Origin of the sequence: Synechococcus sp. Cruz CV12-2-Slac-r (genome assembly GCF_024346075.1) — a bacterium.
Taxonomy (GTDB): Bacteria; Cyanobacteriota; Cyanobacteriia; order PCC-6307; family Cyanobiaceae; genus Synechococcus_D.
Window position 1 is genome coordinate 1 of record NZ_JAGQEK010000033.1, and the last position, 14898, is coordinate 14898.

The 14898-nt window shown below is 50.5% G+C and carries 16 protein-coding genes and 1 pseudogene; 7 read left to right on the top strand and 10 right to left on the bottom strand.

Features of this window, described 5'->3' with window-relative positions:
* From KB557_RS04505 to KB557_RS04550, 10 genes and pseudogenes are all read right to left on the bottom strand, one after another.
* Positions 1 to 205, bottom strand: a pseudogene (locus KB557_RS04505) (hypothetical protein); the annotation flags it as partial.
* A 2-nt stretch (positions 206 to 207) separates the two neighbouring features.
* A complete protein-coding gene (locus KB557_RS04510; protein ID WP_255131683.1) occupies positions 208 to 1155 on the bottom strand; it encodes a F0F1 ATP synthase subunit gamma in 948 nt (315 codons plus the stop codon).
* Between the two features lie 10 nt (positions 1156 to 1165).
* Positions 1166 to 2683, bottom strand: coding sequence for a F0F1 ATP synthase subunit alpha (atpA, locus tag KB557_RS04515; protein WP_255131685.1), 1518 nt, complete (start codon positions 2681 to 2683; stop codon positions 1166 to 1168).
* Positions 2684 to 2748: 65 nt separating this feature from the next.
* Positions 2749 to 3297 carry an ATP synthase F1 subunit delta gene (atpH, locus tag KB557_RS04520; RefSeq protein ID WP_255131687.1) on the bottom strand — a complete coding sequence of 183 codons (549 nt, stop codon included), beginning with the start codon at positions 3295 to 3297 and terminating at the stop codon, positions 2749 to 2751.
* Between the two features lie 4 nt (positions 3298 to 3301).
* Positions 3302 to 3817, bottom strand: a complete 516-nt coding sequence (locus KB557_RS04525; RefSeq protein WP_255131690.1) for a F0F1 ATP synthase subunit B — start codon at positions 3815 to 3817, stop codon at positions 3302 to 3304.
* Entirely contained in the window at positions 3814 to 4284 is a 471-nt protein-coding gene (locus KB557_RS04530; protein WP_255131693.1) for a F0F1 ATP synthase subunit B', read from the bottom strand. Before KB557_RS04530 ends, KB557_RS04525 begins: the two co-directional genes overlap by 4 nt.
* A gap of 69 nt (positions 4285 to 4353) precedes the next feature.
* Positions 4354 to 4602, bottom strand: coding sequence for an ATP synthase F0 subunit C (gene atpE, locus KB557_RS04535; protein ID WP_106499310.1), 249 nt, complete (start codon positions 4600 to 4602; stop codon positions 4354 to 4356).
* A gap of 147 nt (positions 4603 to 4749) precedes the next feature.
* Complete coding sequence (gene atpB, locus KB557_RS04540) at positions 4750 to 5472, bottom strand: F0F1 ATP synthase subunit A (RefSeq protein ID WP_255131717.1); 723 nt, start codon at positions 5470 to 5472, stop codon at positions 4750 to 4752.
* Positions 5473 to 5503: 31 nt separating this feature from the next.
* Positions 5504 to 5980: a hypothetical protein gene (locus KB557_RS04545; RefSeq protein WP_255131696.1), complete on the bottom strand. Its 477-nt coding sequence runs from the start codon at positions 5978 to 5980 to the stop codon at positions 5504 to 5506.
* A 43-nt stretch (positions 5981 to 6023) separates the two neighbouring features.
* The gene (locus KB557_RS04550) at positions 6024 to 7262 is read right to left on the bottom strand and encodes a bifunctional 2-polyprenyl-6-hydroxyphenol methylase/3-demethylubiquinol 3-O-methyltransferase UbiG (RefSeq protein ID WP_255131699.1); all 1239 of its coding nucleotides are present in this window, start codon (positions 7260 to 7262) and stop codon (positions 6024 to 6026) included.
* Between the two features lie 124 nt (positions 7263 to 7386).
* On the opposite strand from KB557_RS04550, the gene KB557_RS04555 reads away from it, so the two are divergent.
* From KB557_RS04555 to KB557_RS04585, 7 genes are all read left to right on the top strand, one after another.
* Positions 7387 to 10263, top strand: a complete 2877-nt coding sequence (locus KB557_RS04555; RefSeq protein WP_255131701.1) for a phycobilisome rod-core linker polypeptide — start codon at positions 7387 to 7389, stop codon at positions 10261 to 10263.
* A gap of 319 nt (positions 10264 to 10582) precedes the next feature.
* Complete coding sequence (locus tag KB557_RS04560; protein ID WP_255131704.1) at positions 10583 to 11068, top strand: allophycocyanin; 486 nt, start codon at positions 10583 to 10585, stop codon at positions 11066 to 11068.
* A 39-nt stretch (positions 11069 to 11107) separates the two neighbouring features.
* Positions 11108 to 11596, top strand: coding sequence for an allophycocyanin subunit beta (apcB, locus tag KB557_RS04565; protein WP_255131707.1), 489 nt, complete (start codon positions 11108 to 11110; stop codon positions 11594 to 11596).
* Positions 11597 to 11604: 8 nt separating this feature from the next.
* Positions 11605 to 11805, top strand: coding sequence for a phycobilisome linker polypeptide (locus KB557_RS04570; protein ID WP_255131709.1), 201 nt, complete (start codon positions 11605 to 11607; stop codon positions 11803 to 11805).
* 71 nt (positions 11806 to 11876) lie between these two features.
* Positions 11877 to 13040, top strand: coding sequence for an FtsW/RodA/SpoVE family cell cycle protein (locus KB557_RS04575; RefSeq protein ID WP_255131711.1), 1164 nt, complete (start codon positions 11877 to 11879; stop codon positions 13038 to 13040).
* A gap of 41 nt (positions 13041 to 13081) precedes the next feature.
* The gene (locus tag KB557_RS04580) at positions 13082 to 13816 is read left to right on the top strand and encodes a cytochrome c biogenesis protein CcdA (protein WP_255131713.1); all 735 of its coding nucleotides are present in this window, start codon (positions 13082 to 13084) and stop codon (positions 13814 to 13816) included.
* Positions 13813 to 14898, top strand: a 1086-nt coding sequence (locus KB557_RS04585; RefSeq protein WP_255131715.1) for a cytochrome c biogenesis protein ResB, incomplete at its 3' end; no start/stop codon positions are given. The genes KB557_RS04580 and KB557_RS04585, both read left to right, overlap by 4 nt.

Genomic DNA, 14898 nt, shown 5'->3' on the forward strand with positions numbered 1-14898 from the left:
CAGCATCTTCACAAAGATGGAATTGATGTAAGCCGTGAAGATCACCGGTCCAAGCGCAGCCCTCTTGGGAATTACCTGTTGCGTCGCCACGCCAAAGCAACATCTGCTGTAGCAATCTGGCAGTATCTAAAGGATCGGGTTGCAGTTGAGCTGTGGCAATTGCAACTGGAAATAAAGGAATTATCAATTGCTGCTGAGCTTTCACCTTTAAGCCATTGCCGAAGCTCCTCCCACAACCTCTAAAATCTCTTGGGTAATCGCAGCCTGGCGAGCTTTGTTGTAATCAAGAGTAAGTGATTTAGCTAGGGTTTTAGCGTTATCACTTGCATTATTCATCGCTGTCATTCGGCTTGCTAGTTCACTGGCAGAAGCTTCCTGCAATGAACGCAAGATTTGATTTTGAAGATATAAAGGCAACAGTGAATCAAGCAGTTCGCTGGGGCTTTGCTCAAAAACAATATCTGATTGAAGTTTAGGCTGAGTGTTGGCAGAAGTATCGCGTTCCACAGCAAACCCACCTGATTTTGATGTAAGCCGGAAAATCTCATCGTCTGGCTTTGAGATACCTTGCGGATCAAGGGGGAGCAACGTTTGATAAACGGGGGTTGTATTCACTAAGTTAATAAATTTGGTGAAAATTAATTCCACACGATCAGTGCCGCCACCAATGAATTCAGCTAGTAATACCTGAGCAATTTCACCGGCTTCAACTGCGGTAGGAACTTGATTAAGCCCTATAAAACTATTCACGATTGGATATTTGCGATTACGGAAATAAACATCAACCTTGCGGCCAATGGTAATTAAAGACAACTCATGGCCAGCAGCCTTCAACTCAGCGAAACGCTGTTCTGTTCGTTTAATTATGTTTGCGTTATAGCCACCGCATAAACCACGATCACCGGTGATTGCAACCAAAGTTATGTGGCGAGGCTCCCGTGTTTGCAATAAAGGAGTATCTGCAACTTCAAAACCCATACGAGCTTGCAAACTTTCCAAAACCCTTGCTAAACGATCAGCAAAAGGCCGAGTACGCAGCACTTGATCTTGGGCCCTGCGCACTTTGGCTGCGGCAACTAAGCGCATTGCCTCAGTGATTTTGCGCGTATTTTTGACCGAACTAATGCGATCGCGAATATCTTTTAGGTTTGCCATTTTTTAATCCTCAAACCGTAGCCATAAGGCCGGCAACAACTTCCTTGATCGCAGCTTTGAGAGTTGCCTCCGAAGCATCACTCAATACCTTCTCAGTTTGCACTGCGTTGATGTATTCAGCTTGGTTAGCTTTGAGGTATTCACGAAGTTCCCGCACGAACTCTGAAACTTTTTCAACGGGCAATTCATCTAAGTAGCCCTTGGTGCCGGCGTAAACGATCGCTACCTGTTCAGCAAGGATCAGGGGGCTGAATTGGGGTTGCTTAAGCAGTTCTCTCAGCCGCTTACCTCTGCCTAATTGGGCTTGGGTAGCAGCATCTAAATCAGATGCAAATTGCGAGAACGCCGCTAATTCATCAAATTGAGCAAGTTCCAGCTTCAATGTGCCGGCAATTTTCTTGATCGCTTTTGTTTGAGCAGCGCCGCCCACCCGGCTAACAGAGATACCAACGTTGATTGCAGGACGCAAGCCAGAGTTAAAGAGGTCTGAACTCAAGAACACCTGGCCATCTGTAATCGAAATAACGTTGGTAGGGATGTAGGCGGAAACATCACCTGCTTGAGTTTCGATGATAGGTAAAGCAGTCATGCTGCCCTTACCCATGGCATCAGACAATTTTGCAGCGCGCTCTAACAGGCGGCTATGGCAATAAAAAACATCACCTGGATAGGCCTCACGACCTGGTGGACGGCGCAGGAGAAGCGACATTTGACGATAGGCCTGAGCCTGTTTGGTGAGATCGTCGTAGATCACCAAGGTTGCTTTGCCTTGATACATAAAGTGCTCAGCTATAGCAGCACCGGTGTATGGAGCAAGGTATTGCAAAGATGCTGGTTCTGAGGCGCTAGCAGCAACAATTACGGTGTAATCAAGGGCCCCTCTTTCTCGAAGCACTTCCACCAAGTTGGCAACTGAAGCTGCTTTTTGGCCGATAGATACATATACACAAACAACATCTTCACCTTTTTGGTTGATGATGGTGTCGATCGCAATTGCACTTTTACCAGTTTGGCGATCACCAATTATCAATTCACGTTGTCCCCTACCGATGGGGATCATTGCATCGATGGCAGTAATGCCGGTTTGCATCGGTTCGTGTACCGATTTGCGCTGAATGATGCCCGGAGCCATCGATTCAATTAAACGAGTATCGGTGGTAGCAATTTCCCCTTTGCCATCAAGGGGTAAGCCAAGCGAGTTAACAACTCTTCCGAGCATTGCTTGCCCTACGGGCACTGAAGCGATCTTGCCGGTGGCTTTAACAGTGCTGCCTTCTTGAATTCCAACCCCTTCCCCCATCAACACAACACCAACGTTGTCATCTTCCAAATTGAGGGCTAAGCCTTCGGTGCCGTCTTCAAAAACCACCAGCTCACCAGACATCACCTGGTCGAGGCCATAGATGCGGGCGATGCCGTCACCCACCTGCAACACGGTGCCCACGTTGCTCACCGAAACAGATTTGTCGTAGTCCTCAATTTGCTGCTTGAGGATGGCGCTGATCTCGTCGGGACGGATGGAAACCATGGCAGGAAAACGGAGTTAGGGGGAGGGGAAAGGAACGGGAGAGCTGGGTAACTGAAACTGTGGGATCAGGCGGCCCGAGCCAGGGACAGGCCAAGACGCTTCACCTGACCAAGCAGGCTGGCATCAATTACCTGAGAACCAAGACGCACCACAAAACCACCAATCAAGGTGGCGTCCACATTGATATCTACCTCTACAGAGTTGGTGCCGGCTAGAGCCTTCACCTTCTCAGTAAGTTTTTGTTGTTGTTCCGTAGATAAAGCCGTGGCAGATGTAACCGTTGCGAGGGTGATGCCCCGCAACTCTCTGTAAAGCTCAAGGAAACGCCCGAGCACAGAATCAAGGATGCCGATGCGCTGGCGATCCACCAATACCTTGAGCAAATTCAGCATCGAAGGGCTGATTTCCGAGCCAAACAGCGCAACTAAGGCATTTTTCTTACCGTCAAGCGATAAGACAGGTGATCGCATCGCCCCTTGAAGGTCTGCGGAGCTGTACCAAGTTTCCAATAAAGATTTGGCTTCTAAAGCCAGCTGATCAGCCTGGCCAAGGCCATTGCCCACCTGTAAGAGGGCGTCAGCGTAGGGCGTTGCTAGTGAATTAAGAAGTGGCATTGGTTTATCCGAGTGCCTCGATGGAGCGGTCTATCAACTTGGCTTGGATGGATGCGTTGAGCTTGCCTGGTAGAGCTGCAATTGCTTTTTCAACTGCAAACCTGGCCGTTTCAAGCCTTAGCAGTTCCACCACTCTGGCTGTTTCAGCACTCAAATTGGCTACTGCATCTTGTCTGATGCGAGCCATTTCTTGGATGGTGCGCATCTCGCTGTCTTCACGAATAGCCATTGCCCGCTTCTTGCCATCGCTAAGGATTTTTTGAGCGGTTGCTTGAGCTTGCGCCAGTTCAAGTTGCCCCTCTTCCAATGCTTTTGAAGCGATCAACAAACGCTCTTCAGCGTCTTTGAGATCCGCAAGGATCGCTTCACGGCGACGCTCGAGAATGCCGCCAAGGAATCCCTTTAAAAACCAAACCAACACCACGATCACAATGATCAGGTTGATGATGTTGGTGTCAAAAATATTTGTGTTGAGGCTAAACCCTTCGGTTGCCAGCAACAGTGGAGAAATACTTGTCATTTGGCTGCCAGCAAGCGATCAACTATCACAGCACCAAGCTTCGTAGCTTGAGTGTCGATGCCAGCAAAAGCTTCAGCTTTTTGAGCCTCCACTTGAACTCGGGATTTCTCCTTAGTGGCATTTGCATCAGCTTGAGCAAGAGCTAGGGCATCCCGGAAGAGACGATCCACCTCAATTTCTGCTTCTTGCACAAGGGCCTGGGATTGCTTGCGGGCCTCAAGAAGTTGCGCCTTGAGTTCCACCTCCAAACGTTCAGCTTGGGCAATCTTTTCTTTCGCCTGGGCGCGGCTTGAACTTATGAAACCCTCGCGCTCTTCAACTGCTTTCCCAACAGGTTGGAAAAACAGAGCATTGAGGATAAAAGTGAGCAACACCACTTGCACTGCCATTAAAGGCAGGGTGGCGTCTAGATCGAACAGACCGCCCTTGGGGGCAGCTGCTTCGGCCAGCATTAGCCAGCTATGCATGGAACCGGAGGCGCTGGGACAGGGTTAATGATGCTGCGGGGGCGAACAACGCCCCCGAAAGGCAAGCGATCAGCCGGCGAAAGGATTCGCAAACAGAAGCACTAGTGAAACCACCAAGCCATAAATGGTGAGGGCTTCCATGAAAGCGAGGGAGAGCAACAGGGTGCCGCGGATTTTACCTTCGGCTTCAGGCTGACGAGCGATGCCTTCAACAGCACCACCGGCAGCGGTGCCCTGGCCGATACCAGGGCCGATGGCGCCAAGGCCGACGGCAAGACCAGCGGCCAAAACGGACGCAGCGGAGGTGATGGAATCCATGGTGGAACAGATGGGGTGGTGCGCTGGGATAAGCGCGGGACTAACTGGAAATTGAACCTGCGACTGGGACGTTGGTCGAAGACCTAACGGGTGCGACTCAAAGTCGTACCTGCGCGCAGGAGGTCTAGCAGATCGTGGGTGCGACCTCTAGTGATGCTCTTCGTGAACAGCCTCACCGATGTAATAGGCGGCGAGAGTTGCGAAGATCAAAGCTTGAATAGCACTGGTAAACAATCCAAGAAACATTGCTGGTAGTGGTACCACCAATGGAACTAGAAAAGCCAAAACAGCTACTACTAATTCATCAGCAAGAATATTGCCGAATAATCGAAAGGAAAGAGATAAGGGCTTCGTGAAATCTTCAACGATCTTGAACGGAAGCATGATCGGAGTTGGTTCCACGTAGTACTCGAAGTACCGCAAACCCTTTCTGCTTAAACCTGCGTAAAAATAAGCAAGTGAAACCAACAGAGCCAACGCAATTGTTGTGTTTATATCTGCTGTTGGAGCACCGAGTTCTCCACTGGGAAGATGAATAAGTTTCCAGGGGATCAAGGCACCTCCCCAATTGCTTACGAAGATAAATAAGAACAGCGTGCCGATGAAAGGCAGCCAGTCTCGGTATGCTTTTTCGCCGATTTGGTCTCTGGCTAGATCACGTAAGTAATCCCAAAGAAATTCGAGCAGATTTTGCACACCGCGCGGTTCGCGCTCCATCTTGCGGGTACCTACCACCACAAGGGCTAGTAGAGCTCCGATAACAATCCATGAACTCAGAAAAACCTGCCCATGCAGGTTGAGTTGGCCAACTTTCCAATAAAGGTGTTTGCCAACCTCGAGTTCGGCAAGGGGGAGGTTAAAAGGCACCAGAACCTAAGCGTTTGAGGGGGGTTGGAATGAATTATTCAGAGGGCTTTTTGATCCAAAGATCAAAAGCAGTACTGATAATTACCGCCGGCTTGTAGATCAGAAAACCAATCAGGGCCGGGAAGAGTTGCATTAGGGGCCAACGGGTTGAAAGCAGCACCAGCGCTACGGGTACGAGCAATTGGACTTTTCCCACTTGCTTATTGGTTCCATCCAACTTCTCAACCGAACGGGAAAGAAGAAATAGATAAACCAAACTACCCACAGACCCGATGGCCACACTCAAGGCTGTGGCGCTACTAAAACGCCACCCAGCCAATATCACCGCAAAGGCGGAAAGCCCAAGAGTGAATAACAACAAACGCTTCTGTAAGCGCCTGTATTCAGCCATGGGATCAACTACCGGTGCGGTAACGAGTACCGCACCAATTGAAGCTCCATCTAAAGAATTCGGTTCAGGTAGCAGTCCACCCTCGGCCGGAGCTGATGGGGAGGATGCCGTTGACGACACGAAAACTTCAGTGGCAAAGGCTCGCGGAATCTATCACGTTCCTTTAGTTATCCAAGCCCAAAAGCAGCACCCCTGCCCCCCATAGGCCGCGAGCAATTTCGCTGATTTTGCTTGTCTCCCAACTCAAATTGAGATCCTTAAGCCTTACAGGCACTGCCTTAGTGGCATCCAAACTCCTGAGAGCGTCCAAACACTGCATAAATTCGAATTGATCGTTGCTGAGGCTTAAAGGCGTCAAATCTTGATCTAACAAGCTTTTGCCCGGCCAGCCCCAAAGGCAGCTATTGCGCTCCAAAGTGGCCTCCCAAAGGGTTTCGTTGCTTCCCCAGCTCTCCGATGGCAATTCAGCGTTGCTGAGAAAAAATTCAAAGTGGCTGATATCAGGATCAAGCGCTTCTACAAGTAACCATTGCTGTTGCTGCGTTAAGGCTTGGGCCCTTTCCAGTAATTCCCCTTGCAAAAAGCGTGCAAGCTTCCACTGCTCACGATTGCTAAAAGCCAGGAAAGTGAGTTGTGCTCCTTCAACAAACTGCCAAAGCCGTTGCAAGTTGTAGCTGGTTTCTTGAGGATGGAGATACATATCAGCGAAATTTGAATCTGCGCTTGTATCAATGGCCCAGCGCTGCTCGTGGCGTTGCCTAAGGCGGTTTTGTTCAGGCAAGTGATTCAACAATTCGCGCCCCAAACGCAAACCTTCCCCATCGCTTGCCGCCCCTAATAAAGCAAGTGAACGCTGAATTCGATGAATCTCCCAGCGGCCCCCATCGGCATACAAAAAAAGATGTAGTAACCCCCCTGGCGCCAGTAGTGGTGCCAATGCTTTTAAGCCATTAAGGGGATTTTCTAAATGATGCAAAACCCCCACACTGTTGATGTGCTCAAAAGGCCCTTCTCCCGCCAGATCCAGCAAACTGCGCTGCTCAAAACGCACTTGGGCTGGCGGACCTGAACGTTTCAACCTCTCTCGAGCCACATCAAGGGCTCCAGCGCTGATATCAACCGCCAAAACCTCCGCCAAGGGGTTGAGATGGGCAAGGTAATCAGTGCTTACCCCCGTGCCACAACCTGCATCAAGAATGCGGATTTTTGCGGTGGGCATTGGCGCCACGCCAGTGCAATAACTGCGGGCAGCCCGATTGCACCAACGCCAGTTGTAACCAGGAGGAGGTCCATCTTGAAGGGGGTCGCCGGGATAAGGGAAACGGTCGTAGAAGGCACCCACCACCGGGGTGGCCTTGTCTGTAGCGCCTAAACCAGCAGCTTCAAAATCGGGTGTAACCATCACAACAACAAACCACAACAAGAAAAGAGCCTCTCATTCACCCCGCGGAGCTGCAAACATTTGTTCACTTGAACTGCATTGAGAGCTGCCGCAGCCGTAATCTGCCTAATAGAGGAGCTCATTTATGTCTGTAACAGCCAGTAGCGGCAGCCCCAGGGTTAGCCCGCAGCTCTACGACACCCTCCCACTTTCCAATGTTCGTAAGGCGGAGCAGCAAGACCGCTTTCCCGATAAGGGAGAGCTGGACAGCCTCATCAACTTTTTTCAAAGCGGTCAAAACCGCGTGGATGCGGCAAAACGGCTAAGTGCCAATGCCGATGCGATCGTGGCAAAAGCGGCTAATCGAATTTTTGTTGGGGGTACGCCCCTCTCTTACCTAGACAAACCACTTACCCCTGGAGCCCTAGGAAGCGACGCAGCTCTTCCTTTGGCGGCAGATCAAGCGGCCTTCGCCAGTTCGATCCAAACATTTGTGCAAGGCAGCGGCGGCGGCGGCTTATTTGGGCGTATTCGTGAAGGCTTTAGTGCAGCGGCTGATGTGCAGGTAGTGATACCAACCGGGTTCAGCCCCATAGATATTTCGCGCTACGGCAATTCCCGAATGCGCAAATCTTTGCGGGATTTGGGCTGGTTCCTTCGTTATGTGGGCTATGCCCTAGTGGCAGGCGATCCAAGCATCCTTGCTGTGAACGCCAGAGGGTTAAAAGACATTCTTGAAAAAGGTTGTTCACTTCCTGCCACAAATTTGGCTTTGCAGGAAATGAGAGCTGCTTCTGCCGATTTGTTTGAAGACAACCCCACGGCTCGAGCCTTGGTAATTTCTTGCTTCAATGTGCTCATAGATGAGCTGGCGGTTGCCACTCCCTCCACCCGGCAGCGCTTAGGTAGCCCTCAGCAGCAGGGGCTGCAATTGCCAGCGATCTACGCGCTAGCAGCAGAAGGTGCGCAGCGTTTTGTGATGCGCCCTGGCCTATCTGGCAGTGAGAAGGCCGAAATCATCCGCGCCGCCCAAAGGCAGGTATTTGAACGGGATATAGCTAAGGCATACTCACAAAATCCCTGCTCTGTAGAAGCTTCTCAGCTGAAACAAGGGCAAATTTCAATGCGCGAATTTATTCGTTCGCTTGGCAAAAGCAAGGAATATCGCACTCAATTTTTTGGCGGGTTCTCAAACAGCCGCGCAGTGGAACTGGCATTTCGGCATTTCCTTGGACGCGGAATCAGTTCCCTTGAAGAGTTTCGGAAATATTTTGCGATCGTGAGTGCAAAGGGGCTCAATGGCCTGGTGGATTCCTTGATCAATGGCATGGAATATGCCCGGGTATTTGGCGAAGAAACCGTGCCATATCTCCGCGATCTCGGCGAAGAAGCCCAAGAAAGCGCTGGCTGGGGCTCAAATCGAAAACTATTTCAATTCAGCGCTCCCTTTGAAGGCGCTCCCCAATACGTAACCCTCTACGCCTCCTATCGCCAACCTTTAGCGGATCAACACGTTTATGGCGGTGGCAACGATCCAATCGGTTTGCAATACGGCGCAATCTTTCCCTCAAGCACCGCCTCTGTGGCAACCCGGCCAGCCCCCCACTCCTATCGCACCCGCAGGCTTTTGGTGGGCAACGGAATGGCTGGTCCTGGTCAAATGGATAGCCCTGGTTTTAGATCCGCCCAGCCGAGGCGAGTGGGTCCACGGCAGGTGCGGCTGCAGCAAATTGCTACCGGGGGCAGCTCAACGCCAAAGCGCGGCGGCCAGGCAAGTATCCGCAATACCGAATCCAGCACCCAGGCTGTAATTAACGCTGTATATGTGCAGATATTAGGTAGCAGTGGCTATGAGGGAGACCGCATAACCACTGAAGAAAACAAACTAGAAAATGGCAATATCAGCCTGCGGGAATTCATTCGTATGGTGGCTCGCTCAAAAGCTTTCCGCCGCAGATATTGGAGCAATCTCTACATCACTAAAGCCATCGAAGTGATGCACAGGCGTTTACTTGGGCGCCCCACTTTTGGCCGCTGGGAGATAAACGGTTATTTTGATATTGCAGCTCGCAAAGGTTTCTATGGCGTTGTTGATGCACTAATTAATAGTAAGGAATATTTAGAAGCGTATGGCGAAGATATGGTTCCATACGAGCGTTTCATTACTCCTAATGATCTAAATAGCCGCAGAGTGCCCGCCTTGCGTCAACCGCTTGATCTCGCGGCGATAGTTGAACCACAAAAAAGATACGAGCAGCAAAAGCGCCCAGAGTTATATAAAAAATCCGTTATGAATACCCCTGGCAGCATCACGCCAAGGAATTTTCTAGCCCAATCAAATTCAACTACTGGAATGTGGCGAGCTGATGTGGCTGGCCAGGAAGCCAAACAAACAGTTGAAGCCGAATTTCGCTTCAGCCGCAATAGCAACCGCTGGCAACCTGCCCCTGCCCAAACCAATGCTTCCTCCCTGGCAACTGGCCTTAATCAAGGATTTGCCCTCAAACAGGAAGCTGCACTAAACAAAATATTCCGGTTAGCCAAAGGTGCTAACAATGCGGAAACAGAGGAGTTGATTAGTGCTGTTTATCGCCAACTACTAAATCGGATTCCTTTTGCCTCAGAACGCCTTATTGAGGCTGAATCAAAGTTATGCGATGGCCAATTTGATGTAGCCAAATTTGTAGCGCAAGTTGCAGCAGGCGATTTATTTCAACAACGGTTAGCGCAAATGGCACCGATGCAATCGGCTGCTGCTGCCCATCTAGCCCTCTTAGGTAGAGCGCCGGAGCCCCTGGAATCGAGCAACTTTCTGGCCTGCAGAGCCAAACAAGGGCAGCTGCAAGCAATTGCAAGTCTGCTGAATTCAGAAAACTACAAAATTAGTTTTGGCTCCGACACAGTGCCTTACCTTCAAGGTTTGGGATCTCAAAGCGGAGTATCTGTAAGCAACATTGTGCGAACAGCAACTCTTTATGGCGGCAATAGCGGCCTAACCCCTTCATCAAAGAAAGCAATTTAATAAACTAATTAATATTATTTCTATATTAATTAGTTTATTAATCTTTCAATCAAAGCAGTTGAATTAGTTTAATTAACAATAGCAATTTATTGATTTATATATAGGTGAAAGTGATTGTGGTTACTGGCCTTTGCTTTGCGATGCAAGCGCCGCAGGCCATGAAGAACTGTTACCACAATCACGGATTTCTTGAGTAATTTCAGCAAAGAGCCTCCTCGATCAGGCACACTGGCAAAGCAACCAGTTCCAACTGGAAGCACCCAAACCCACAGGACCCCGGCCTCCGCTTTGGTGGCCCCTTGCTTCGAGGCAGAATTGCATGAGCATCGTCTCCAACTCGATCATTAACGCGGATGCCGAGGCCCGCTATCTCAGCCCTGGCGAACTCGACCAGATCAAAGCTTTCGTGACCGGCGGCCAACGCCGTCTTCGCGTTGCTCAGGTCTTGGCCGAGGGTCGTGAGCGGATTGTGAAGCAGGCTGGCGGCGCGCTGTTCCAACGTCGTCCCGACGTCATCTCCCCAGGCGGAAACGCCTATGGCGAGGAGATGACCGCCACCTGTCTCCGCGACATGGACTACTACTTACGCCTTGTTACTTATGGCGTAGTAGCTGGCGACGTTACCCCGATTGAAGAAATCGGTGTAATTGGAGCCAAAGAAATGTATAGAGCTCTTGGCACCCCCCTTGAGGCTATGGCTACCGCCGTACGGGAAATGAAGAGCGCAGCCATGGGCTTGCTCACTGGAGCTGATGCCGAGGAAGCTGGTTCTTATTTCGATTACCTGATCGGCGCCCTTTCTTAATAGCCCCGACCGCATCCACCACATCACCCTCAGGGATCCATGCAAGACGCGATCACCAACGTCATCAACCAATCAGATGTTCAGGGCTTGTACCTAGACACAAATGCCATGGGGCGCCTTGAGCAGTACTTCACCAGTGGTGAACTGCGGGTGCGTGCGGCTACCACGATCAGCGCTAATTCAGCTGCGATCATCAGCGATGCTGTTTCGAAGGCCCTCCTTTATTCAGACATCACCCGTCCAGGCGGCAACATGTACACCACCCGTCGTTATGCAGCCTGCATACGCGACATGGATTACTACCTCCGCTATGCCACCTATGCCATGTTGGCTGGCGACACTTCAATCCTCGATGAAAGGGTTTTGAATGGTCTCAAGGAAACCTACAACTCACTAGGGGTACCCATAGGTGCCACCGTCCAAGCGATTCAAGCAATGAAAGAAGCCACAGCTTCTCTTGTTGGCGCTGATGCCGGCCGTGAAATGGCTGTTTACCTCGACTACATCTGCTCTGGCCTTGGAAACTGAGGAGCCCTATGCGCCTCTTTAAAATCACCGCTTGCATTCCTTCTCCCGAAAAGGTGAGAACCCAAAGGGAATTGCAAAATACCTACTTCACCAAGTGGGTGCCTTACGACAGCTGGTTTGCTGAACAGCAGCGAATTATGAAACAGGGAGGCAAAATTCTTAAAGTTGAATTAGTTACTGGAAAACGCCAAATCAACGTTGGCAACTGATTTCCAAGCCCGGCCTAGCCGGGCTTTTTTTTGTCCCTAAAAACGGGCCAAGGAGCGGATATAGCGGCTAAATGAGCTTTAAAGCTTTGATCGCCATGGCCCGGGTTGATACCCACTCAAGCTCCGGTTTGTTGCCACTAAATCTGAGCCTTTGGCCGGCGGAAACACGCTTGCTATTGGGCCTAGTGGTGGCGTGGAGCGCTTTTGGCTTGATGATTTTGGCATCGGCAAGTTGGTGGGTGTCAGCCAGGGAAATGGGCGATGCTCTTTACACAATTAAGCGTCAATTGATCTGGCTCGTGGCCAGCTGGGGTTTGTTTTTAGTAATTATTCGTTCGCCATTAAGGCGATGGCTGCGTTTAGCTGGCCCTGCGCTTGTGATTGGGCTGGGCTTGATTGCCCTCACCTTGGTGATGGGCACAACAGTTAACGGGGCCAGCCGTTGGTTGGTATTAGGGCCGATCCAACTGCAACCCACAGAATTGATCAAACCTTTTGTGGTGTTGCAAGGGGCCACCTTGTTTGCAAATTGGCGCCGCATGGGAGCAGAACAGAGGCTTGGTTGGCTTGCATTATTTGGTGTTTTGATCTTGATGATCCTTAAACAGCCAAACCTCAGCACGGCAGCACTCACCGGGCTATTGCTTTGGCTTATTGCACTTGCCTCAGGGCTCCCCCTTGCCTGGCTGTTGGGAAGCGCCGGCCTTGGTGGGTTAGTTGGCAGCATCAGCATCATGGCCAATGAATACCAACGCCTCAGGGTTACCTCCTTTCTTGATCCCTGGAAAGATCCCCAAGGCAACGGCTATCAATTGGTGCAAAGCCTATTAGCGATTGGCTCGGGTGGTGTAACGGGCACTGGCTATGGCCTTAGCACCCAAAAAATGATGTATCTACCCATCCAAACCACAGATTTTATTTTTGCTGTTTACGCCGAAGAATTTGGTTTTATTGGTTCTTTGGTGCTGCTGCTCTTCCTCGCAATATTTGCTGTTGTGGGTTTACAAGTAGCGATGCGGGCCCGCAACAACCAAACCCGTTTAGTTGCTATCGGCTGCACCGCTTTACTTGTTGGGCAATCGGTTATGAATATTGCTGTAGCAAGTGGAGCCATGCCCACCACCGGCTTGCCACTACCGCTAATCAGTTATGGCGGCAACTCGTTGCTAGCTAGCCTTGCCACTGCAGCACTATTAATTCGTTGTTCCTTGGAATCAGCTGAACAACACTCTTAATAAGTCATTGGGTTGCTACCACTTGTAGATAGGCTCTAAGGGTGGACTTTTCCTTAGCTATCGGTGATCTCGCCCGCAGCAGCGAACAACTGCTGCGCAGTGCGCTGCAACAACCAGGGCCTGGCACTTTTGGCTTGATATTTGGCGCTGGTTTACTCACCAGCCTTGGCCCTTGCAGTTTGTCGATATTGCCCTTGAGCCTTGCTTACCTTGCTGGCTTTGGCGCGGAAGAGGGCAAACCAGCGGCCGGCAGCCCCTGGCAACGCAGCTTGGGTTTTTGTATTGGAGTAGTGGCTGCCTTGGTGTGCCTTGGCACTGCCAGTGCGTTATTGGGCAGTCTTTATGGCCAAACCCCTGAGGGGGTTTCTTTAGTTGTTGCGGTTTTAGCGGTGGTGATGGGGTTAAACCTGCTTGGCTTAGTGCCCTTACGCCTACCGGCTGGACCTGATCCTGAGCGCTGGCGTCAAAAAGTACCTCCAGTGCTGGCGCCCTTAGCTGCTGGGCTTGCTTTTGGCTTAGCCGCATCCCCTTGCACTACCCCAGTTTTGGCAGTGCTACTCGCCTGGATTGCTGAAACCGGCCAACCACTGGTGGGAATGGGTTTACTTGCCTGTTTTGGTGCAGGCCAAGTGCTGCCATTGCTCTTGGCGGGAACCTTGGCAGCATCACTGCCAAAACTCTTAGCGCTGCGGCAAGTGAGTAGGTGGATTCCCCCCATCAGCGGCGCTGTACTGGTGGCTTTAGGGGGATTGAGTTTGGTGGCACGCCTTTCATGAAATTTGGATTATTCACATTGATCAAACAATCGGCAAACAAACTGGCGGCTTGGCTTTCAGATCTCAGAGTTGCCATTGTTTTGCTGCTGGCGATTGCTGCTAGTAGTGCAATTGGCACTGCAATTCCTCAAGGGGAACCCAACACTTTCTACATAGAGCGATATAACCTTCATCCCTGGCTTGGTGTTGTTAGGGGCCGGCAGCTGCTTGCTTGGGAGCTGGATCACCTTTACACAAGCAACTGGTTTTTGTTTTTGCTTGCTTGGCTTGCTGTAGCACTATTACTTTGCAGCCTGCGACGCCAATGGCCGGCCTTAAAAGCTGGATTGCGCTGGCTTGATTACCAGCAACCAAGGCAATTAAGTAAATTAGCTGTTGCCACTAGCATTAATAATCCGGCTGGTGATGCAGCCCTTATAGAATTAGCAAGCCACTTAAATAAAAATGGTTGGGCCGTAAAACCAGCTAGTAATCGATTGGCAGCTAGGCGAGGATTAATTGGCAGAGTGGGGCCACTACTTGTGCATGGAGGCTTGATTGTATTCATGGTGGGTGCAGTAATTGGTGCATTTGGCGGCCAAAGATTAGAGCGCTTCTTAGCGCCGGGTCGTTCGTTAGAACTGCTCAACCGGGGGGGGGAAACACAATTGGAATTGTCGTTAAACAAATTTGCTATAGATCGAGATCCAGTTGGTCGTCCTGAACAATTCAGCTCAAGCCTTGAATTACGCGATAGCAATTCCACAACGCCGCTAGCTGCAAAAGTAAGTGTTAACCATCCGATACGGCATCGAGGTATCACTATTTACCAGGCAGACTGGTCTTTGGCTGCCATAACCCTTCAGCTCGGTAATAGCCCGTTGCTGCAATTACCCTTGCAAACCTTTCCTGAATTAGGTGAACAGGTGTGGGGGTTAGTAATACCAACCAAACCAGATGGCTCAGATCCAGTATTAATAGCTTTGCAAACTGAACTCGGTCCTGCCCAAGTATTTGCAGCGGGTAGTGAATTACTAGGTCTTCTACCTGTGGGGGGTGATGCGATTGAAATTGAAGGTTTACCAATACGCCTTGTTGATGTA